A 21,718-nucleotide genomic window follows, 5' to 3' on the forward strand; every position below is an offset into this window, starting at 1 on the left:
CGTTCCGACATTACGCCTGCTGCTCATTGGCTTGGAGGTGTAAGGGCACCGTGAGCTCGGGAAGCGATCCGGAAGCGGACCGCGACGGAAGCTTAACGGCGCGACGCGCGAGCTGCAGGGCGTCCGGCTATTGCTCTGACATGTGCTTGCGATATTGCCCCGGTGTCGTTCCCGTCGTCTTCTTGAACGTGCGGATAAAATTTTGCACCGACGTATAGCGAAGCTTCTCGGCAATGTCCTGAATACGCAAGTCGGTATGGAGGAGCATGTCCTTCGCCCGATCGATGCGATACGTAATGACGTAGTCTACGAAGTTGCGGCCTGTATGCTTCTTGAATAATCGGCTGACCTGGAACGTATTCAAGCCGATGGCATCTGCGCATTGCTGCAGCGAGATGTCTTGGTCGTAATGCTCATGGATGTAGGTGACGATGCGTTGGATAAGCTCTGTATGCTTCGGATGAGCCTGTTCATCGAGCGCCACCTTCAGCCGTTGGAACACTTCCTTAAGGAAGAACGCTTCCACATCGCCCAGCGTCTGCTGCGCGGACAAGATGCTGAGCAGCAGACGCTGCAGCTCCGGCTTGAATTCCATACTGTGATGCTGCTGCATACAGCGGAGAATCGAGCCCAGCAGCTGGGAGAAGAAGCCGTGCACCGAATCTACGGAGAAGACGGCACCTTCCTTCAATCCTTCCATGAGATGTATGAATTCGGTCTGCGCGGGCTCGAGCTTCGAAGCTTTCAAGCTGTCCACAATCTTGTAGGTGGACTCTGCAATATCCTCCAGCTGGATGCTCATGGCAGGGTCCAATTCATGAATGAAGATGGCCTGATCTTCGTGCAGCACGAACCGGTAACGTGAAGCTTGTTCCGCTTGCTTGTAGGCGTCAGGGAGTCCGCCGAGTCCTTGCAGAGAATAGGAGACGGACAAGGTGACGGTTAACTGCAGATACGTCTCAATGGCATGCAGCAGGTCGGCGCTGGCTTGCTTCAGCACCTCCGGCTCGAGCGGTTCCTGACTGGAAATAAAGACGGCGAATTGTCCAGGCTTCATCATGAGCGAGTGCGCCTGACCATAACGCTCAGCAAGCTCGAGCGCCATATTTTCTACGGCGAAGTAGAGCAAGTATTGATCATCGTGCGGATATTTGGCATGCAGCTTCCACGTATCGAAGGTGAGCAGCATGATAGCGATATAGGAAGCATCCTGACCGTATTGAATGTCAGCGCGCGCATCGTGCTCTTGGATGCTGCCGAGCAAATATTGATGCAGCGTATGCTGCTCCATCTTGTCCCGATAGCGGCTCAGGCTGCTCTCGAGCTGCTGGTTCTCGCGTATCATCGCTTCGATGGCCCGGTGCACCTGATCCATTTCATTGCATCTTTCCTGTCCTGCTGGCTGATCTGACGAGCGGAGCGGCTGAATGGCCTGGGTCAGCTTGCGGACCGGACGGTACAAGTTAGATGCTGCGCGCAGAGACAGGAATGCGGCGATGGCGACGAAGCTTAACGAAATGCCGATGGTTAGCCATTGCACCTGATTCGCGCTTCGGTTCAGCTCGTCTTCCGAGATCGCCGATATGTAGTACCAATCCTGATTCCGGGAAGGCAGAACGCTTAGGACGGAGGAGACTCCATTCAGCCGGGTGCGAATCTGTGCCAGCGGCTCGGCGTTCTTGATCTGCTCTAAGTTGTCGAGATTGATCGCTCTGCCGATCTGCCTGCGATCGGTATCCAGAATGATCTGACCGTGCCCGTTCACCACGAAGAGGGAGAGTGTGGAATAGCTATTCTTCGCTGACATCTGATTGCCGAGCGTGTCGGCATCGAGGTAGGCAATAATGGCACCTGTAATCGATTTCTTCTCGGTAGAATCCTCGGCTACGGGCCGGATTAATGTCAGTACGTTCCGGTCAATGCGCTTGTTGGCTGGAATGCTGGTGCGCGTATCGATCCACACGCCTTGCAGTGAGATGTGCCTGGCCATATCCAGCGCGAGCGGGTCGCGGAACTCTTCCTCGCTCAGCAAGTGATTATCCGAGGTCAGAATGCGTGCAGACTGGAAGGAATAAAAATCGAGCTCGATGACATGCTCCATGCCGCTGCGGATGTTAACGAGCACGTTCTGAAGCTGGCGCACCACTTCAGGATGGCGCGCGGACAGTTCTTTCATCGCGAATTGAGCTAGAATGCCGGGATAGGCACGTTTATCGGAATACGTATATTGAAGCAGGAGTTCATCAATTTTTTTGATCTGATCGTTCATCTTGCTCTGGGCATGCTGGAGCAAAGTCGTATTATATAGAGTGGCTTGTTCCCGTATTGTAGAAGTCAGGACGTTAGAAATGGTCAGCCCCAACACAAGCACGGGGATGGTCGCCAGCAGCAGCATGGAAATAAGCATCTTTTGCTTGTGATAGACAGGACGCAGCAGATGGGAGACTTTTTTGGTCATGGCAGCAAGCAACGTACGGCCCCTCCTAACATGATCTTAAGATATTGGGGTGAAACATGCTCTAGTATAGCATAAATGTAAGCGCTTGCGTTAAATTCCAAAGCAATTCAGAAAGAGAAAAATGGGAGGATTGTATATGCTGATAGAACGGTATAGTCTGGACCTGTTGCAAGAGAAGCTGATTCCATCCTATGCATATGAGCCGTTTCCCAAGGCTGCACGCCGGGAGAGCTGGCTGCGGCTAGCGGATGATATACGGGCGTTCTGGATAGCGCAAGGGGAGACTTATCTTCATGCGGAGTGGCCCGTGCTGCCGGCCTCATTGTATATGGATTATGTGCGGACAGGCAACTGCACACGATACCAGGAGGCCTACTTTGCGCGCCGTAAGGCGCTGGTCCGCCTCGTCTTGGCCGAGAGCATGGAATACAATGGACGCTTTCTCGACGATATCGTGAACGGCATCTGGGCGGTATGCGAGGAGAGCACCTGGTGCTGGCCGGCCCATTTAAGCGATATTAGCCGCAAAGAGGTCTACTCGCTTCCTGATATCGATGAGCCGGTCATCGATTTGGGTGCGGGAGAGACGGCTGCGTTGGTAGCTTGGTCGTACTACTTGCTGGGAGAAGCGTTGGATGCGCATTGTCCGCAGCTAGGGAAGCGTGTGCGCCGGGAGCTTCATGTGCGCATTCTGGACTCGTACGAGCGGGAGGATAATTACTGGTGGATGTCTTTCCAGCCTGATATGCTCGTAAACAATTGGAATCCTTGGTGCAATTCCAACTGTTTGGCTGTTCTGCTGCTTATCGAGGAGGACGAGCGGCGCCGCGTCTCCTTGGTTCACAAGTCGCTTCGCAGCTTGGACCGCTTTATCGCTTCCTATAAAGAGGACGGGGGATGCGATGAAGGGCCAGCTTATTGGGGGCGTGCTGCTGCATCGCTGTATGATGCTTTGCAATTGTTGCATAGCGCCACGGACGGAGCAGTATCGGTGTTCGATGACACTAAAATTCGGAACATGGCAAAATACATCCTTCATATGCACATCGGAGGCGAGGCGTATGTGAATTTTGCAGATTCGGCTGCCAAGCTTTCTGTACCCGCCGGATTAATCGCCCAATTCGGACATGTGATCGGGGATGCGCAGCTGCAGGCATTCGGGCTGCACGCATATCGGCAGCAGCATGAATACCGTCACTGGGAAGGAGAAGAGATTCCTAGTTTGCAGCGTATGCTGTCTGAGCTCTTCTCGATGCCGGAAGCGGATGAGCTTGAATCGGAGCTGGAGCTGCCGCTTGATATATGGCTGGCTGGCGTAGAAGTGATGGTCGCGCGGGAGCGGGGCGGCGCTCAGGGCTGGTTCCTTGCCGCCAAGGGCGGTCATAACGGAGAAAGCCATAACCATAACGATATCGGCAGCTTCATCGTATATGCGGACGGCAGCCCGCTATGGATTGATGCAGGGGTCGGCACGTATACAGCGAAGACGTTCAGCCCGGAGCGCTATTCGATCTGGACGATGCAGTCCGGCTATCATAATGTTCCGGCAGTGAACGGAATAGAGCAAGCGGATGGTGGTCAATATCGCACGCGTAAAGTTTGTCATGAGGCAGACGGCGTGGTATCCCGGCTTACTGTGGACATTGCTCCGGCCTATCCGGCCGATTCCGGCATACGTCAATGGACACGAACGTACACGTTGCAGCGGGAGGCGGACGCCCCGTCCCGCATCATTCTGGAAGAGGTGGTGCAGCTCGCGGAGCCAAGTCAGAACGTGGTGCTGAACTGGATGTGTGCTTATGAACCGCACGTTCATCGCAGCGTCATTGCGCTGCAAGATGAAGCGGGCGGAGTGAAGGCGCACATGTCGTATGACGAGACGATGTGGGATATCCAGGTGGAGACGATTGCATTGGAAGACGAGAAGCTGCGTGCCGCTTGGGGCGACTCGCTCTATCGTCTGAGCATGACCGCGCGATGTCCGGTGCAATCAGAGCGCTGGCAGTTTGTGCTGGAAAGGGGATAGAGGAGAAAGGAAGAAGAGTTGGTGAAGAAGTCGGCATAGTCCTGCCTGCTTGCCTCACTTCATTGGATTTTGTGCAATAGAACCGGCGTGTATGCCTTTTACGGCAGGTTCTATTGGATTTTATACAGTGCTTTGGCACTTTTTCTACATCAGTTGAGGAAAATAGCCCAATTCACTGGACATAATCCAGTCTACAGGCCGTTGAGCGACCGAAACCTTATATTCTATTGTACATTTTCCAATGGGCTAACTTCGACACCGGCCTACCTTGCAGCTACCTATATAGTTGTAGTGAAAATACGGAAAGGAGCGGAGCTTACGCTTTGCAATAAGTCATGCTTAAGCCTATGAACTGTAAAATTACATCTACAGCTACTTTTTCGTGATAATAATGAAAAATAGATGTCTACATGCGGCCAGTACAATAAAGGAGCTGAAATACTCGGTGGGCTTGTGTTGCATAGCAGCGATGATGGGCGCGTAAGGCGTGAAGGAGATATGCTGTTGCAGTGAGTGTCCCGGAAGAGCGGTATAAAATGAAAAAAACACCCTTCTCCGTCCCCCTATGCGTAAGGAGAGGATCAAGATGCTTTCGACTTTATGTAGCCTATATACGTACGAGTGCTTCATATTAAGGCACCAACAAGATACTATTGGCGCGCCCGCAAGGAATCGAACCTTGATCTCAGGCTCCGGAGGCCTACGTCATATCCATTGGACCACGGGCGCATTTGTATAAAAGGTGCAAGAGTTATTATAAAACAACTATGTGTGAATTGCAAGTAGAGGTTGTTCAAAAAGCTCCCTTTTGACCATTAAGGAATGTTTATGCTCCATGAAGCGATAAAGTGAAAGCAAACATTCCTTATGGCGATATAACCAACCTCTATACCCGTTCGGCCCGGTGTGACTAGTAATTAAGTCGTGAGGCGAAGACCGATAATTCCGACGACTATGAGTCCTAAATAAACGAATTGCGTCCGGCTGTATTTCTCCTTGAACCAGAACAAGCTGACCAGCGTAATGCCGACCGCGCCGACGCCGGCCCATACTGCGTAAGCCACTCCGGACGGGATAACGGACATGGCGTGCGTGAGCAGCCAGATGGAAGCGGCCAGTCCGAGAGTGATGATGACTAATGGAGTTTTTTTCTTGAATCCATCTACATATTTCATGGCAATGACCGCAATAATTTCTTCAAATCCCGACAGTATCAAATATAACCAAGCCATTATGCGCCTTCCTTTCCATTCTTCTCTTCATTGGGAGTAGCCATCTTCATGCCGACGATGCCCCCGAGCAGAATGAGTAAGAACATAATTTGCAGGGCGTTGAAATCTTCACCTAAGTAAATCCCTGTTACATAGGTGCCTATCGTTCCGATGCCGACAAACACTGTATAGGCGATTGCGACGTTAAGTTTCTTGTACGATTGGATGAGCATTAAATAGCTCACGGTAATCAAGGTGATGACGATGATCCATTCCCAAGTGTGGGTTGCATACTTCAGACCGGACGCCCAAATGATTTCTAGTATCGCAGAACCAAGCACGAGTAGCCAAGCCACGTATATTACCTCCTGTATTTGTGTCAATCCGGATGATTAGTGTGAACGAAGTTGTGTTCAAAAAGCCCCCTTTTGATCACGATGCATCCCAAGATGTGATTCGACATCGAATCTTGCATTCACTCTCGAAGTCCGGTGCTCATGTAGTCTCGCCTACATTGCGCTCCTCCTTCTTCGAGTTCTTGTAATCTTCTCGGTGCTGAAAAGTGGCCCTTTTGAACACGCATTAAACATGACAGCCGTTAGTTATTTCAAGGAGCGCTGTATAAAGGAGAACAGTTCATCCTTCAACGGCTGCGGGTCCACACGGCCTTGTTGAATATCTACGAAAAAGTAGGTTTCCGCCGTCTGCTCGATCATATTAATGATCATGCGCACGACGGACTTGCTATCGGACTGCAGAGACACCTCCCCATGATGCCGCGCTGCCGCAAGCTGCTCCGCAAACCAGTCATAATAAGGCTGGTAGATGGCTTCCCACTTCGGAAAGGAATGATGGAGCGCGAGACCGGAGTAGCACAAGAGAATGACCTCCTTGTACTTGGACGTCATGTCAAAGGACGCGTCGATGACCGCCTTTAATTTATCCCAGAAACTATCCAGTGGTTCGGCTTCTGTCTGTACCAGCGACAACAAATGCTCAAGTATATGCTCAGCTACGGCCGGAACGATATCATTCTTCGACGGGAAATAGATATAGAAGGTTCCTTGTGCGACGCCTGCCTGTTTCACGATGTCACCGACGGAAGTCTTCTGAAAGCCCTTTTCGGAAATAAGTGCGATTGCGGATTGCAGCAGCGCTTCGTATTTTGCTTCTTTCTTATAATTCACGTATACACCGCCCATCTTTCAAAAATGACTGACTGTCATTCATTTTAAAATATGCGAAATAAAAAGTAAAGCAGGAATAAGTCATTGTGTGCTATCCAAAACTAAATTATAAAAACTAAATTATAAAAAAATGAAATAAATTTGTCGTTTTGACACAGAAAAACGGTTAAGTAAGTCTTAGGCGCCTTCGTCCCTGAAAGCTAAGATGTAAAGCTATGAATAAGTTTCACGATGCTTGTACATTCTAGATGCGGGATACTTGCAAGATGCACAATTATTCGGTAGAATAGTGGTGGGACAAAAAATGTTGCGATGGGACGTTTTGAGTCCAATGGTTGGGAGATCAGGAGTGGAGAGAATGCGTGATTGGTTAGAGATACAGAAACGACTTCTGCCCGAACTCATTGAACTGTTGAAGAAGCGTTACACCATCCTGCATCAAATCATGTTGTCCGAAAGCATCGGAAGAAGAACGCTGGCGACATCATTGCAGATGACCGAGCGTGTGCTTCGTGCCGAAACCGACCTCTTGAAGGCGCAGGGCCTGATTGAAACGGATAGCACGGGTATGCGAATCAGTGAAGAGGGACGGCAACTTGTTCAACAACTGGAGCCCTTCATGGGCGAGCTGCTCGGTATGCGTCAGCTAGAGGAAAGTATCCGCCAAGCATTCGGTTTGAAGCAGGTTATTGTCGTACCAGGCAATTCGGATGTATCAGCTGCCGTGAAGCAAGAGTTGGGCCAAGCGGCGTGCAAAGCGCTCAACAGCGCTATGGGCAAGGAAGATGTTGTCGCAGTAACCGGCGGCTCCACGTTGGCTGCTATGGCAGACCAACTGACGAGTTCATCGCCGCTGAAAGGGATCTGGTTCGTTCCTGCGCGTGGAGGGCTTGGCGAGAGCTTAGAGCATCAAGCGAACACCATCGCTTCCACGATGGCAAAGCGTCTAGGCGCACAGTATCGATTACTGCACGTGCCAGATTTGCTGAGTGAAGAAGCGTACCAGTCATTGAAGCAAGAGCCGAATATCCAAGATATATTGCAGGTCATCCGTCAAGCGCGCATCGTCGTGCACGGAATCGGCGATGCCTTGGTGATGGCGAAGCGGCGCAGTGTGGACGATGCCACTGTGCAGCAGCTAGTGCAAGCGGGAGCGCTCGCCGAAGCGTTCGGATACTATTTTGACCGAGACGGGCGTGTCGTTCATACGATGCTTACATTAGGCTTGCGTCTAGAAGATATTTCCCGCACCGAGGTCGTCATTGCTGTCGCCGGGGGCAAGAGCAAGGGTGAGGCGATTACCGCAGTCTTGCGCTCAGGCCATGAAGATATTCTTGTCATCGACGAAGCGGCAGCAGAAGAAGTTGTGAACCAATGTGGTCTCGATGTGCCTTCGGGCCGTCTTGAGCAATAAATAATTAAACCTTTTACGGAAATGGGAGGAATCATCATGGTGAAAGTTGGTATTAACGGCTTTGGTCGTATTGGACGTAACGTATTCCGCGCGGCTCTGAACAACTCGGAAGTAGAAATCGTTGCAATCAACGATTTAACAGATGTAAAGACACTGGCTCACCTGTTGAAATATGACACAACTCATGGCGTTCTTGACGCTACGGTTGAAGCTAAAGAAGGCGCGCTTATCGTTAACGGCAAAGAAGTTAAAGTATTTGCAGAGCGCAACCCTGAAAACTTGCCTTGGGGCGCTAACGGCGTAGAAATCGTTGTTGAGTCCACTGGTATCTTCACAGCGAAAGACAAAGCTGAAATGCACTTGAAAGGCGGCGCGAAGAAAGTTATCATCTCCGCACCTGCTACGAACGAAGATATCACAATCGTTATGGGCGTTAACGAAGACAAGTATGATGCAGCTAGCCATACTATCATCTCCAACGCTTCTTGCACAACGAACTGCTTGGCGCCATTCGCTAAAGTATTGAACGACAAATTCGGTATCGTTAAAGGTATGATGAACACCATTCACTCCTACACTAACGACCAAAACGTTCTTGACCTGCCGCACAAAGACCTTCGTCGTGCACGCGCAGCAGCTCAAAACATCATTCCTACTACGACAGGCGCTGCTAAAGCGGTATCCCTCGTATTGCCTGAATTGAAAGGCAAATTGAATGGTATGTCCATGCGCGTTCCTACACCTAACGTGTCTGTTACAGACTTGGTTGTAGAACTCGAGAAAAACGTAACGGTTGAAGAAGTTAACGCAGCTTTGAAAGAAGCAGCTGAAGGTCCTTTGAAAGGCATCTTGAACTACTCCGAAGAGCCATTGGTATCCAGCGACTTCAATGGCGACCCAGCTTCCTCTACAATCGACGCTTTGACGACGATGGTAATCGGCGGAAACATGGTTAAAGTTGTTTCCTGGTACGACAACGAGTGGGGCTACTCCAACCGCGTTGTAGACTTGGCAGCTTTCATCGCTAAAAAAGGTCTGTAATTATATAGCTTGACAATCAAAGAGGAGTAACCGTTGCGGTCTCCTCTTTGATCCATAAGCAAGGCATGTCGAGAACCGATACGGAATATTACATCGCCATAGTCATAGCGAAGCCTGTCATTATGCGATGATAACGAATTTTTATTATAGATAGAACCGATTGATACAGAATCATACACATATCGAACACCGTAATGTAAATACAGATGATATAGAGAAAGAATGATGGAACCATACAGAATAACAGAACCTGATAACGATTCTTTCTAAGAGAGGCGTGAAGCGGTTCAAGCACACGATAGGAGGAACACGGGGATGAACAAGAAAAGCGTACGTGATGTAGACGTAAAAGGTAAGCGCGTATTTATGCGGGTAGATTTCAACGTTCCATTGGAAGACGGAAAGATTACGGATGATACACGCATTCAAGAAACGCTGCCAACCATTAAATACTTGGTGGAGCAAGGTGCGAAAGTCATTCTGGCCAGCCATATGGGTCGTCCCAAAGGCGAAGTGGTTGATTCCATGCGCCTGACGCCTGCTGCGGCTCGCCTTGGCGAATTGCTCGGCAAATCAGTCAAGAAGCTCGATGAGTCGATTGGCGAGAACGTGAAGGCCGAGATTGCAAAAATGGAAAACGGCGACGTGATCGTATTGGAGAACGTGCGTTTCCACAAAGGCGAAGAGAAAAACGATCCAGAATTGGCGAAAGCATTCGCGGAGCTCGCGGATCTGTATGTGAATGACGCGTTCGGTGCAGCGCACCGTGCCCATGCGTCCACAGAAGGTATCGCGCATCACTTGCCAGCCGTGTCCGGCCTGTTGATGGAGAAAGAATTGTCGGTATTGAGCAAAGCTTTGTCCAACCCGGAACGTCCGTTCACCGCTATCGTTGGCGGATCGAAAGTAAAAGACAAAATCGATGTTATCAACAAAATGCTGGAGATTGCTGATAACGTAATCATCGGCGGCGGCTTGACGTATACGTTCTTCAAAGCGCAAGGTCACGAAATCGGCAAATCGTTGGTCGACAACGATAAGCTGGAGGTTGCGCTTGGCTTTATCGAGAAAGCAAAAGAGCTCGGCAAAAACTTGTACCTGCCCGTTGACATCGTCGTATCTGATGACTTCAGTGCAGATGCAAACACGCAAATCGTACCAGTCGACAGCATTCCTGCAGAATGGGAAGGCATTGACATCGGACCGAAGACGCGTGAAATTTTCGCTGACGTAATCAAGGACTCTAAGCTCATCGTATGGAACGGACCAATGGGCGTGTTCGAAATTGAGCCATTCTCTCACGGCACGCGTGCGGTAGCTGAAGCATGTGCGGAAACGCAAGGCTACACCATTATCGGCGGCGGCGACTCTGCAGCGGCAGTAGAGAAATTCAAGCTGAAAGACAAGATGGACCACATCTCCACAGGCGGCGGCGCTTCCCTTGAGTTCATGGAAGGCAAAGTATTGCCAGGTGTTGTGGCATTGAACGATAAGTAATCGTAAGCAGTTAGCAACTAAACAAGTAAGCGACAGCGGCTAATGAGCCGCTTCCCTTACGTGTAGAGGAGTGATTCACGTGAGACAACCGATTATCGCAGGGAACTGGAAAATGTTCAAAACGGTACCGGAAGCGACTGCCTTTGTAGCAGAAGTGAAGGGCAAAGCGGAAGTAGACGGCGTGGAAAGCGTCATCTGCGCGCCATTTACGAACTTGCCTGCGCTTGTTGAAGCAGTGAAAGGCACGAACATCAAAATTGGCGCACAAAATCTTCACTTTGAAGATTCCGGCGCATTCACAGGTGAGATCAGCGGTGTGATGCTGAAGGATCTTGGCGTGCATTATGTTATTATCGGCCACTCCGAGCGCCGCGCTTATTTCGCGGAGACGGACGAAATCGTAAACAAGAAAGTGCACGCGGCATTCCGTAACGGATTGCTGCCAATCGTGTGCGTAGGCGAATCGCTTGAAGAGCGTGAATCCGGCAAGACGAACGACGTGTGCAAAGTGCAAACGGAAGCGGCGTTCCAAGGCGTGTCTGCGGAACAAGCGAAAGAAGTCGTCATCGCATATGAACCAATCTGGGCGATCGGCACAGGCAAATCTTCTACAGCGCAAGATGCGAATGAAGTCATCAGCTACATCCGCAGCGTTGTTGCAGGCTTGTACAACGATGAAGTGGCTCAAGCGGTCCGCATTCAATACGGCGGCAGCGTGAAGCCGGAGAATGTGCGTGAATATATGGCGCAAAGCGACATTGACGGCGCATTGGTAGGTGGCGCTAGCTTGCAGCCGGCTTCCTACGTCTCCTTGGTGGAAGGGGCGAAGTAGAATGTCTGCACCTAGACCTGTTGCACTTATCATCATGGACGGCTTCGGACTTAGAAATGTAACTGAGGGCAACGCTGTTGCTCAAGCGAACAAACCGAACTACGACCGCTATATGGACATGTACCCGCACACGACACTGACAGCTTGCGGCGAAGCGGTGGGCTTGCCTGAAGGGCAAATGGGCAACTCCGAGGTAGGACATTTGAATATCGGCGCCGGCCGTATCGTCTATCAAGACTTGACCCGGATTACGAAGTCGATTCGTGAAGGGGAGTTTTTCGATAACGCCACGCTGCTCGGCGCAGTACGCCATGCGAAAGACAACAACAAAAACTTGCATCTGTACGGACTGCTGTCTGACGGCGGTGTGCACAGCCACATTGACCATACGTTGGCCATGCTGGAGCTGGCAGCAAAAGAAGGGCTGAAGAATGTTTACATTCACGCCTTCCTGGACGGCCGCGACGTAGCTCCGGATAGTGCGATTAAATACATCGAGCGTCTGCAAGCGAAGATTAACGATATCGGCGTCGGACAAATTGCAACGGTTCAAGGCCGTTATTATGCAATGGATCGCGACAAACGGTGGGAGCGTACGGAGAAATCCTATCGCGCCATGGTATACGGCGACGGCCCGACATATCGCGATCCGATCCAAGCCGTAAAGGAATCGTACGAGAACTCTGTATTTGACGAGTTCGTCATGCCGACGGTTATTGTGGACGAGAACGATCAACCGGTTGGTCTTGTACAAGATGGCGATGCAGTCATCTTCTCGAACTTCCGTCCGGACCGCGCGATCCAATTGTCGCAAGTATTCACGAACGAAGACTTCCGCGGCTTTGATCGTGGAGACAAATGTCCGAAAGATCTGTACTTCGTCTGCTTGACGCTGTTCGCAGAAACGGTCGGGGGCTTCGTAGCCTACAAACCGAAAGAGCTCGACAATACGCTTGGCGAAGTGCTTGTCCAACAAGGCAAGAAGCAGCTGCGTATTGCGGAGACGGAGAAATACCCGCACGTTACGTTCTTCTTCAGTGGCGGCCGCGACGTGGAGCTCCCTGGCGAAAAACGAGTGCTTATCTCGTCGCCTAAAGTTGCCACATATGATCTGCAACCGGAAATGAGCGCATATGAAGTAGCGGAAGCGGCTGTGCGCGAGATCGAATCCGGCGTGCACGACACGATCATTTTGAACTTCGCGAATCCGGATATGGTCGGTCACTCCGGGAAGCTGGAGCCGACGATCAAAGCGGTGGAAGTAACGGACGAATGCATGAGCAAAGTCGTAGAAGCGGTGCTTGCTCAAGGCGGTGTCTGCCTGATTACGGCAGACCACGGCAACGCGGATATGGTCTTCGACGAAGAGGGCCGTCCGTTCACGGCGCATACGACAAATCCGGTTCCGTTCATCGTAACGGACAAGAACGTCACCTTGCGTGAAGACGGCATTTTGGCCGATATCGCACCGACGATTCTCGATTTGATGCAGCTGCCGAAGCCGAAGGAAATGACCGGAACATCGATGATTTCCAAGAAATAACTGTATGGATTTTGTACGTTGCCTATCTTGCATTATAATAAATTCAACAAAGAATAAAGGAGTTGTACAACCATGACAATGATTATGGACGTTTACGCACGCGAAGTGCTTGACTCTCGTGGTAACCCTACAGTAGAAGTAGAAGTGAAATTGGAATCCGGCGGATTTGGCCATGCTATCGTGCCATCCGGCGCATCCACAGGCGCTCACGAAGCTGTTGAGCTTCGCGACGGTGACAAAGGCCGTTTCATGGGCAAAGGTGTAGAAACTGCTGTTAAAAACGTAAATGAAATTATCGCGCCTGAAATTATCGGCATGGACGCTTTGGATCAAGTATTGATCGACCGTACGATGATCGAGCTTGACGGCACGCCGAACAAAGGCAAATTGGGTGCAAACGCAATTCTGGCTGTATCCATGGCTGTAGCACGCGCAGCAGCTCACGCGCTTGATATGCCACTGTACACGTACCTTGGCGGATTCAATGCGAAGCAATTGCCAGTGCCAATGATGAACATCATCAACGGTGGTGAGCATGCGGACAACAACGTGGACGTGCAAGAGTTCATGATTCTGCCAGTTGGCGCTCCGAACTTCAAAGAAGCGCTTCGCATGGGCGCTGAGATCTTCCACAACCTGAAATCCGTACTGCAAGGCAAAGGCTTGAATACGGCTGTAGGTGACGAGGGCGGCTTCGCACCGAACCTGGGTTCGAACGAAGAAGCAATCCAAATCATCATCGAAGCGATCGAAAAAGCCGGCTACAAACCAGGCGAAGAAGTATTCTTGGGCATGGACGTAGCTTCTACTGAGTTCTACAAAGACGGCAAATACACGCTGGCAGGCGAAGGCAAATCCTTCACTTCCGCTGAGTTCGTTGACTTGCTCGCTTCTTGGGTGGACAAATACCCTATTATTACTATCGAAGACGGCTGCTCCGAGGACGATTGGGAAGGTTGGAAATTGCTCACTGACAAATTGGGCAGCAAAGTTCAGCTCGTGGGTGACGACTTGTTCGTTACGAACACAGAGCGTCTGTCAAGAGGTATTTCCGAAGGCATCGGTAACTCCATCTTGATCAAAGTGAACCAAATTGGTACGCTGACAGAAACGTTCGAAGCGATCGAAATGGCAAAACGCGCAGGTTACACTGCAGTTGTGTCCCACCGTTCCGGTGAATCCGAAGACAGCACAATCGCAGACATCGCAGTTGCGACAAATGCGGGTCAAATCAAGACAGGTGCTCCTTCCCGTACGGACCGTGTGGCGAAATACAACCAATTGCTCCGCATCGAGGACAACTTGGGCAGCGTATCTCGCTATGAAGGCCTGAAATCCTTCTACAACTTGAAGAAATAAGACGTATCTGCATGAGCGGAACGTTAGATTTGGAAGCCGGACTCCATTGGAGTTCGGCTTCTTTGTGTGCGCCCAGCATGGGCGCTATACGGACACACTCGTCGCAAGACGGGATCGAGCTGGACCTGAGGCTAGTTTTGATGAAAATCTCTTGTTGAATGGAAGTGAGGACGATATAATTATTGCTAGCTACTATTTAATGAACAATACTGAATGATGTATATAACGAATCGTTTAGGGGGGTGACGGGGTTGAAAGAAATCATACAATTTAAAAAAGGCGTGCTTGGTCTATGCGTCATGGTGCTCATTAATCAACGCGACCGCTACGGCTTTGAATTGGCGCAGCAAATTTCGAAGCATGTGGAAATCGCGGAAGGCGCCTTATATCCGGTACTCCGCCGCATGGTAGGGGACGGACACTGCACGACCTATTTGCAGGAATCGACGGAAGGGCCGCCGCGCAAGTATTACAAGCTTACTCCGGCAGGCAAAGCGTACATGAATGAGCTGGTGTCGGAATGGGAGAGCTTCGTATCGGGTGTAGCCACATTACTGGCGGAAGCCGTGGACGGAGATGCAGATGTATCTTCAGAAGTAAATTTGGAAGCTAATCCATAAGCAAATGTGGAAATGAACAAGAATACAAACGATATGATCTAGGGGTGAGATAAGGTGCATAAAGAATATTTTCTATTAAAGCTGAAGCTTGGACTGTTGCCGCTTCCTGAGGAAGACAGGAATGAAATACTAGCGGAATATGATGCACACTTTGAATTTGGCAAGCAGCAGGGGCGGACAGAGGAAGAAATCGCGAAGGAATTAGGCGATCCAGAAGAGCTTGCTGTTGAGCTATTAGGGGACCGTGATGAGAAGCCATCCTTCTCCAATGGACCTATGAACGCCGCTCATATGAACGGGAGCAATGAAATGCCGCCGCCTTGGCAAGAGATGAATCATCAGCCAGGAATGCAGCATGGTTATGACAGCCGATGGGATAATGGTCAAGGGAACCACTCCATGCCGTATCCCCCGGGGCCTGAAGCGGGCGCAATTCGTTCTCGCACCGTATTCGGCATCATCGGCGTTATCTTTGCCAGCATACTGATCGTGCCGTTCTTAATCGCGGGCTGGGGAGTATGCATTGGCATAGGCGGCGCAGCAATCAGCTTTTTAGTTTCTCCGCTTCTGTATGTTGTCAAGCTGGCGTTGGGCGGAGTTTTTTATGGGGCGGAAATGTCATTGATCGTTCTCGCGTTCGGAATTGGCATTTTCCTGACTCAAGTAATGGTCGCTTTGTTCCGCAATTATGCGCGGCTCAATATGAGCTATATCCGCTGGGTTGCTCATGTGGGAAGGGAGAGAAGATAGATGAGAAGAGTATGGTTAAACCTGCTGGGCATCGGCTGCATTGTGGCAGGCATCGCAGGCCTGTTTTACTTCGGAATGGATAAACTATTATATTCCCAGCTTCCCGGCTATAACTACAGCATTGCTATAGACCCTGATTTGAAGCAGATTGAAATGGAGGCGAACCGGGGCGAGATCAAAGTGAATTGGCACTTTGATGAGCAACGTAAAATTGAACTATCCGGGCAAGCGCCTGAACAGACGATACAGAAGCTCGGCAATACGAAAGTTGAGAACGGTGTGCTTCGACTGGACTATGATGATACCGAAAGTGCGGAATGGTTGAATTTATTCCAGTTCAATTCCCGTCAACAGCACCATGAGATTCATATTCATGCGCCGAAGGAATTGGTTCTGGATCGTTTTCAAGCAAGGCTAGCGATGGGTTCGTTCGTGATGACGGACGGACAGGTCAAGCAGCTCGATGCCGAGAGCAACTTGGGTCAGGTGATTGTGAAGCAGGTGAAGGGTGAGCAGGTGAATTTGAAATCGGATGCCGGGAAAATCGTAACCGAGAACGTGGATGCCGCGATTACAGTTAATGCTTCGCTGGGTGAAGTGAAGCTGTTGAATACGACCAGACCGGTCGATGTAGATGCGAGTGCGGGCAACGTATTTATTGAACAGCAGAACCCTCATCCGATACAGGCGTCAAGCAATTTAGGCAACATCAAAATATTGGTTTCCCCTTTGTTCGACGGCGTGTATGATGCAAGAGCGAATTTGGGCAATGTATCCTCGCCGGAATCGAAGATGAAGAGCAACATGGTCATTCAAGTGCGGACGGACGCCGGCAATATTTCCATTGTCGAAAAATAGCTTGTCAACTCGAGATATGCCGCTATAATTCGGTTATAATGGATGTATACAATGCGGCATATAAAGGGGTTACGAAACGATGAAACCAATCATGAAAGTTCTTACGTTAGCAGGCTCGGATTCCAGCGGCGGCGCCGGCATTCAAGCGGACTTGAAAACCTTCCAAGAACGCGGAGTATACGGTGTGACCGCGTTGACAACAATTGTGACGATGGACCCGAATGACAATTGGGCGCATCGCGTTTTTCCGGTGGCGCTATCCACGATAGAGGAGCAGTTGAAGACGATTCTAAGCATTGGCATCCAAGGGATGAAGACTGGGATGCTTGGTTCTATCGATATTATTGAGCTTGCGGCACGTACGATTGAGAAGCACGACATTCCAAATATTGTCGTTGACCCGGTTATGGTATGCAAAGGCGCGGACGAAGCGCTGCATCCAGAGACGAATGATGCGCTGCGTGACATTCTCGTACCGAAGGCAACGGTAGTTACGCCGAACCTGTTCGAGGCGGCACAGCTCGCCGGCACAGCGCCAATTCGCTCCTTGAACGATATGAAGCAGGCTGCTGCGATTATTCAGGAGCAAGGCGCGCGTTATGTGCTGGTGAAGGGCGGCTCCAAAATTGGCCTCCCGACGTCGATCGACTTGTTATATGATGGCAAGGGCTTTGAAGTGTTGGAGGCCGATTTAATCGATACAACGTATACGCATGGGGCAGGCTGTACGTACTCGGCGGCAGTGGCGGCAGAGCTTGCGAAGGGGCATAGCGTTATCGACAGCATCCATACGGCCAAGCGCTTCATTACAGAGGCGATTCGGCATTCTTTCCGACTGAACCAATATGTGGGCCCTGTGCGCCATAATGCATTGCGCTTGGTGGAACACGGAGAAGAATAGAGAGGCGATATCCTCTAGTGTGGCAGATTGCAGCGGGTTTGCGTGGCAGCGCAGAACTCGCTTTTTCTTTTTCAAGGTCGCTGGCTGGCCAAGTTGGAGTAAAGATGAGGCTAGAGCGCCCAAGCCCCCTGTTTTTCCCTTTGCGTGGTACGATAGTGGCACTATTACAGAACTATAAATAGAACAGAGCGGGCAAGCCTTGCCTGTTGCTTAGCCTTGTGTTACAATAATAATACTGTTTTTATGCTTTTCGAACGTGTAACACGCATTAGGAGGTGTAAATGTGACAATTTTTTTGAAGATTCTGCTTGTCATCTTTTCGATTGGCTTGATTAGCATTGTGCTTCTGCAGAAAGGGAAAAGTGCCGGTCTGTCAGGCGCCATCTCCGGCGGTGCGGAACATCTCTTCGGAAAGCAAAAGGCACGCGGTCTGGAGTTGTTCCTGCAACGTGCGACAGTCGGTCTTGCGGCTGGATTCTTTATCCTTTCTATGATTGTGGCTTACTTTGTAAAAGCATAACGTATAAATTCGAACGTAAGGCGGGGACGAGATCCTCGCTTTTTTTGTTTATCAACACGGAATCATGAGAGGAATGCATGAGGATAGTTGGCGATGATCGTGGAAAAAATGAGACAAGTCCTTGCTGGCTGGTCCATTACATTACCGTCCTATGGCATAGATTATGGAAAAGTAAGGGGCCTTATTGGTGCAAATAAGAACAATTTCAGGTTTTTGTCCTAATGGGCTTAACATGGTGGCAAAGAGCCGGGATGTAACCATTTAATTTCGTGTATACTAGGTTATATATTGGTATACTGTATCATGCAGGTCATGGCAAGGTGTGAGGTGAGGTAATGATATCGGAACAACAGTTGTTGGACTTTATGCGTGAAACCGCTTATAAGCCGATGACCTATCAGGAATTGGAGCAGCATTTTACGATTGAAGGCGCGGCTGAATTTAAAGCCTTCTTAATTATGCTTAATCGCTTGGAGGAAGAGGGAAAGATCATTCGTACCCGTTCGGATCGCTACGGCGTGCCAGAGCGCATGAACTTGCTGCGGGGACGTCTGCAAGCGCATGCGAAAGGATTCGCCTTTTTTATTCCGGAAGAAACGGGTCATCCCGACGTATATATTCATGCGAATGATTTGAAGACAGCGATGCATGGGGATACGGTGCTTGTTCGCGTGACAAATAAAACATTTGAAAGTACGCGTATGGAAGGTGAAGTAATACGCATCGTGAAACGCGCCGTAGAACAGATCGTCGGTGTGTTTCAGCATTATGAAACGTACGGCTTTGTAGTGCCGGACGACAAGCGGATTAACCGCGACGTATTTATTCCGCTGGAAGATACGCACGGAGCCGTGACCGGACAGAAGGTCGTAGCCCGTATTGTAAATTATCCGGAAGGCAGAGCGGCTGCGCAAGGAGAGGTCATTGAGATTCTCGGGCATAAAGACGACCCGGGCGTCGACATTTTGTCGATCATCCGCAAGCACCAGCTGCCAGAGGCATTCCCGGATGAAGTAATGGCGGAAGCAGAGTCGGTTCCGGATGCCATTACGGAAGAGGAAATTGTAAGCCAGCGCCGCAGAGATTTGCGCGGCTTGAATATTGTGACGATTGACGGTGAGGATGCAAAGGACTTGGACGATGCCGTCTATGTGGAGAAGCTCCCGAACGGCCATTACAAGCTCGGGGTCCATATCGCCGATGTTGGTTATTACGTCCGTGAAGGTTCGGCGCTCGACCGTGAAGCTTACGCGCGCGGATGCAGCGTGTACTTGGTCGATCGCGTCATTCCGATGCTGCCGCATCGGCTGTCGAACGGAATCTGTTCGCTTCATCCGCGTGTGGACCGCTTGACGCTGTCCTGTGAGATGGAGTTCGACGAGAAGGCGAAGCTCGTCAAGCACGATGTCTTTTCAAGCGTTATCCGTACGGTGGAACGGATGACGTACAATAACGTTCGTCTGATTGTCGAGGATGAGGATCCGGAAGTGTCGGCACGGTACGCGTATTTGGTCGACAACTTCATGCTGATGAAGGAGCTTGCGCTGAAGCTGCGCGGCAAACGTATGAACCGCGGCGCCATTGACTTTGACTTCCAGGAGTCAAAAGTTATTGTGGATGAACAGGGCAAGCCGGTCGACATTATTAAGCGCGAGCGCTCGATCGCGGAGCAAATGATTGAAGAATTCATGCTGGCAGCGAACGAGACGGTTGCAGAGCATTTTCATTGGCTGCGCGTACCGTTCTTATATCGGATCCATGAGGAGCCGAATAGCGAGAAGCTGTTCAACTTCATGTCCTTTGCTGCCAACTTCGGCTATGTCGTGCGCGGCAAGGGCAACTCGGTCCATCCACGCGCGCTGCAGATGCTGCTGGAGGAAATTGAAGGGACACGCGAGCAGACCGTCATTAGCACGATGATGCTCCGTTCGATGAAGCAAGCGAAGTATGATGCGGAGAGCACAGGCCACTTCGGCTTGGCTGCAGAGTTCTACTCGCACTTTACATCGCCGATTCGGCGCTACCCTGACTTAGTCATTCACCGTGTTATTCGCGAAGTTATCGACCATGGCGGAGCGCTGCCGGAGAAGCGGTTGGAGCAGCTGCATGCGCGTATGCCGGATATTGCACAGCAGTCGTCGGAACGGGAGCGCGTTGCGGTTGATGCCGAACGGGATACGGAAGCTCTTAAGAAGGCTGAATTCATGCTGGACAAGGTTGGCGAAGAATTCGACGGTATTATTAGCAGCGTGACAAGCTTCGGCATGTTCGTGGAACTGGATAATACAGTAGAAGGATTAATTCGCCTCAGCGAACTGTCCGACGATTATTATCACTTCCATGAGCAGCATATGGTGCTCATTGGCGAGCGTACGTCAAGAATGTTCCGGATTGGCGATGAAGTCCGCATCCGAGTGGGCCGCGTCAATATGGAGGAACATACGATTGACTTCGAGCTTGTTGCAAGCACATCGCGTTATGGTGGGCGCGATGCGCGGGAATTCGGCTTTGAGCAGCGCAAGCGCGGTCGTGCTGGTACGGATCAGCGCGGCGGAGAACGAAGAGGCCGCGGCAATGGACGCGAAACCCGTGGGGGCGGAACATCGCGTGACGGGCGCGGTGGCCAGCAGCAGCGTGGAGGACGCGGTAGTTCCCAGCGAAATGGACAGACAGTTCGAACAGGACGCAGTGGATCCACGGATCGTGGACGCACGAATCGGCATGAAGCGAACCTGCCACAAGCGACTCATCAAGAAGGACGCGGACCGTCGCGTACGGACGATACCGTGTATAACGAGTACGGTGCAGGCGGTGAGCAGCATGTCCGCGGCGGACAAGGACGCTCTCATGCGAAGGGACACGTGAGAGATGAGCATGCTCCGGAACGCCTTGAAGGGCAGGTGCCTCATGCGCCAGAGGCCGAAGAGTTCGATGGTGATTGGTATAACCAAGGCGAATTCCGGGCGCGCCAGAACCAGAATGGTCGTAATGGGCGCCGCAGTGGAGGAGCTGGAGCTTCCCATCAACCCGCTGACAAGGGAAATGGACACAGACCTTTAGGATCGCACCAGCGCGGCAAGGGTGGTATTCACCTTGGCCAAGGTAATGGTGCCGATCAGTCTCAGCGTTCCCGTGGTAATCAAAACCAAGATAATGCGAATTGGGTTGATCGCCTAATCTCGAATGCGGAAAATGAAGTGGATCGCGGTCCGCGCAATTTTGACTTCGGATCGGGGCGCGGTGGTTATGGCCGTTCGAGTCAAGAAGATAACGATCGGAGCGACCGGAATGGCGGCCGCGGCGGGGACTATCGTTCAGGCCGGGGCAGCAAATTAGGCGTAGGCAAGAAAGGCCGCAAAACATCCGAGAGCGGCATTTTCATCGGTGAATCTGCCGCCCAAGCTCGCGAGCAAACGAAAGAAGCGGGGCAAGCTGCGCGCAAGAAAGGCAAAGCTAACAGCAAAACCGCTAAGTTTGTGCGTAAGAAGCGGTAAAGCAAGC

The 21,718-nt window shown here is 50.9% G+C and carries 17 protein-coding genes and 1 tRNA gene; 13 read left to right on the forward strand and 5 right to left on the reverse strand.

Annotated features, from left to right (window positions below):
- Window positions 1-127: 127 nt before the first annotated feature.
- On the reverse strand, window positions 128-2,470 hold the full coding sequence (locus LQV63_RS03230) for an AraC family transcriptional regulator (RefSeq protein WP_233695627.1): 2,343 nt from the start codon (window positions 2,468-2,470) through the stop codon (window positions 128-130).
- A 124-nt stretch (window positions 2,471-2,594) separates the two neighbouring features.
- Between LQV63_RS03230 and LQV63_RS03235 the strand changes: the two genes are divergently transcribed.
- A complete protein-coding gene (locus LQV63_RS03235; protein WP_233695628.1) occupies window positions 2,595-4,484 on the forward strand; it encodes a heparinase II/III domain-containing protein in 1,890 nt (629 codons plus the stop codon).
- 654 nt (window positions 4,485-5,138) lie between these two features.
- Here the strand turns inward: LQV63_RS03235 and LQV63_RS03240 are convergent.
- From LQV63_RS03240 to LQV63_RS03255, 4 genes are all read right to left on the reverse strand, one after another.
- Window positions 5,139-5,213 (reverse strand) — tRNA-Arg (locus tag LQV63_RS03240).
- 188 nt (window positions 5,214-5,401) lie between these two features.
- On the reverse strand, window positions 5,402-5,716 hold the full coding sequence (locus tag LQV63_RS03245) for a DMT family transporter (protein WP_019422008.1): 315 nt from the start codon (window positions 5,714-5,716) through the stop codon (window positions 5,402-5,404).
- Window positions 5,716-6,051, reverse strand: coding sequence for a DMT family transporter (locus LQV63_RS03250; RefSeq protein WP_019422009.1), 336 nt, complete (start codon window positions 6,049-6,051; stop codon window positions 5,716-5,718). Before LQV63_RS03250 ends, LQV63_RS03245 begins: the two co-directional genes overlap by 1 nt.
- 246 nt (window positions 6,052-6,297) lie before the next feature.
- Complete coding sequence (locus tag LQV63_RS03255) at window positions 6,298-6,882, reverse strand: TetR family transcriptional regulator (RefSeq protein ID WP_233695629.1); 585 nt, start codon at window positions 6,880-6,882, stop codon at window positions 6,298-6,300.
- A gap of 358 nt (window positions 6,883-7,240) precedes the next feature.
- Here LQV63_RS03255 and LQV63_RS03260 point away from each other — a divergent pair, with 358 nt between their 5' ends.
- From LQV63_RS03260 to rnr, 12 genes are all read left to right on the forward strand, one after another.
- Complete coding sequence (locus tag LQV63_RS03260; protein WP_019422011.1) at window positions 7,241-8,296, forward strand: sugar-binding transcriptional regulator; 1,056 nt, start codon at window positions 7,241-7,243, stop codon at window positions 8,294-8,296.
- A gap of 36 nt (window positions 8,297-8,332) precedes the next feature.
- Complete coding sequence (gap, locus tag LQV63_RS03265) at window positions 8,333-9,337, forward strand: type I glyceraldehyde-3-phosphate dehydrogenase (RefSeq protein ID WP_019422012.1); 1,005 nt, start codon at window positions 8,333-8,335, stop codon at window positions 9,335-9,337.
- A gap of 315 nt (window positions 9,338-9,652) precedes the next feature.
- The gene (locus LQV63_RS03270) at window positions 9,653-10,834 is read left to right on the forward strand and encodes a phosphoglycerate kinase (protein WP_019422013.1); all 1,182 of its coding nucleotides are present in this window, start codon (window positions 9,653-9,655) and stop codon (window positions 10,832-10,834) included.
- Between the two features lie 79 nt (window positions 10,835-10,913).
- Complete coding sequence (tpiA, locus tag LQV63_RS03275) at window positions 10,914-11,666, forward strand: triose-phosphate isomerase (RefSeq protein ID WP_019422014.1); 753 nt, start codon at window positions 10,914-10,916, stop codon at window positions 11,664-11,666.
- Between the two features lies 1 nt (window position 11,667).
- The gene (gene gpmI, locus LQV63_RS03280) at window positions 11,668-13,209 is read left to right on the forward strand and encodes a 2,3-bisphosphoglycerate-independent phosphoglycerate mutase (RefSeq protein WP_233695630.1); all 1,542 of its coding nucleotides are present in this window, start codon (window positions 11,668-11,670) and stop codon (window positions 13,207-13,209) included.
- A 72-nt stretch (window positions 13,210-13,281) separates the two neighbouring features.
- Window positions 13,282-14,568, forward strand: a complete 1,287-nt coding sequence (gene eno, locus LQV63_RS03285; RefSeq protein WP_233695631.1) for a phosphopyruvate hydratase — start codon at window positions 13,282-13,284, stop codon at window positions 14,566-14,568.
- A gap of 251 nt (window positions 14,569-14,819) precedes the next feature.
- A complete protein-coding gene (locus LQV63_RS03290; RefSeq protein WP_019422017.1) occupies window positions 14,820-15,188 on the forward strand; it encodes a PadR family transcriptional regulator in 369 nt (122 codons plus the stop codon).
- Window positions 15,189-15,242: 54 nt separating this feature from the next.
- The gene (locus LQV63_RS03295; RefSeq protein ID WP_233695632.1) at window positions 15,243-15,938 is read left to right on the forward strand and encodes a DUF1700 domain-containing protein; all 696 of its coding nucleotides are present in this window, start codon (window positions 15,243-15,245) and stop codon (window positions 15,936-15,938) included.
- Window positions 15,939-16,796: a DUF4097 family beta strand repeat-containing protein gene (locus LQV63_RS03300; RefSeq protein WP_233695633.1), complete on the forward strand. Its 858-nt coding sequence runs from the start codon at window positions 15,939-15,941 to the stop codon at window positions 16,794-16,796.
- Window positions 16,797-16,875: 79 nt separating this feature from the next.
- On the forward strand, window positions 16,876-17,697 hold the full coding sequence (pdxK, locus tag LQV63_RS03305) for a pyridoxine/pyridoxal/pyridoxamine kinase (protein WP_233695634.1): 822 nt from the start codon (window positions 16,876-16,878) through the stop codon (window positions 17,695-17,697).
- Between the two features lie 283 nt (window positions 17,698-17,980).
- On the forward strand, window positions 17,981-18,217 hold the full coding sequence (secG, locus tag LQV63_RS03310; protein ID WP_019422021.1) for a preprotein translocase subunit SecG: 237 nt from the start codon (window positions 17,981-17,983) through the stop codon (window positions 18,215-18,217).
- 335 nt (window positions 18,218-18,552) lie between these two features.
- Window positions 18,553-21,711: a ribonuclease R gene (rnr, locus tag LQV63_RS03315; RefSeq protein WP_233695635.1), complete on the forward strand. Its 3,159-nt coding sequence runs from the start codon at window positions 18,553-18,555 to the stop codon at window positions 21,709-21,711.
- The last annotated feature ends 7 nt before the right edge of the window (window positions 21,712-21,718 follow it).

The sequence above is a fragment of the Paenibacillus profundus genome, from assembly GCF_021369635.1.
Lineage (GTDB): Bacteria > Bacillota > Bacilli > Paenibacillales > Paenibacillaceae > Paenibacillus_B > Paenibacillus_B profundus.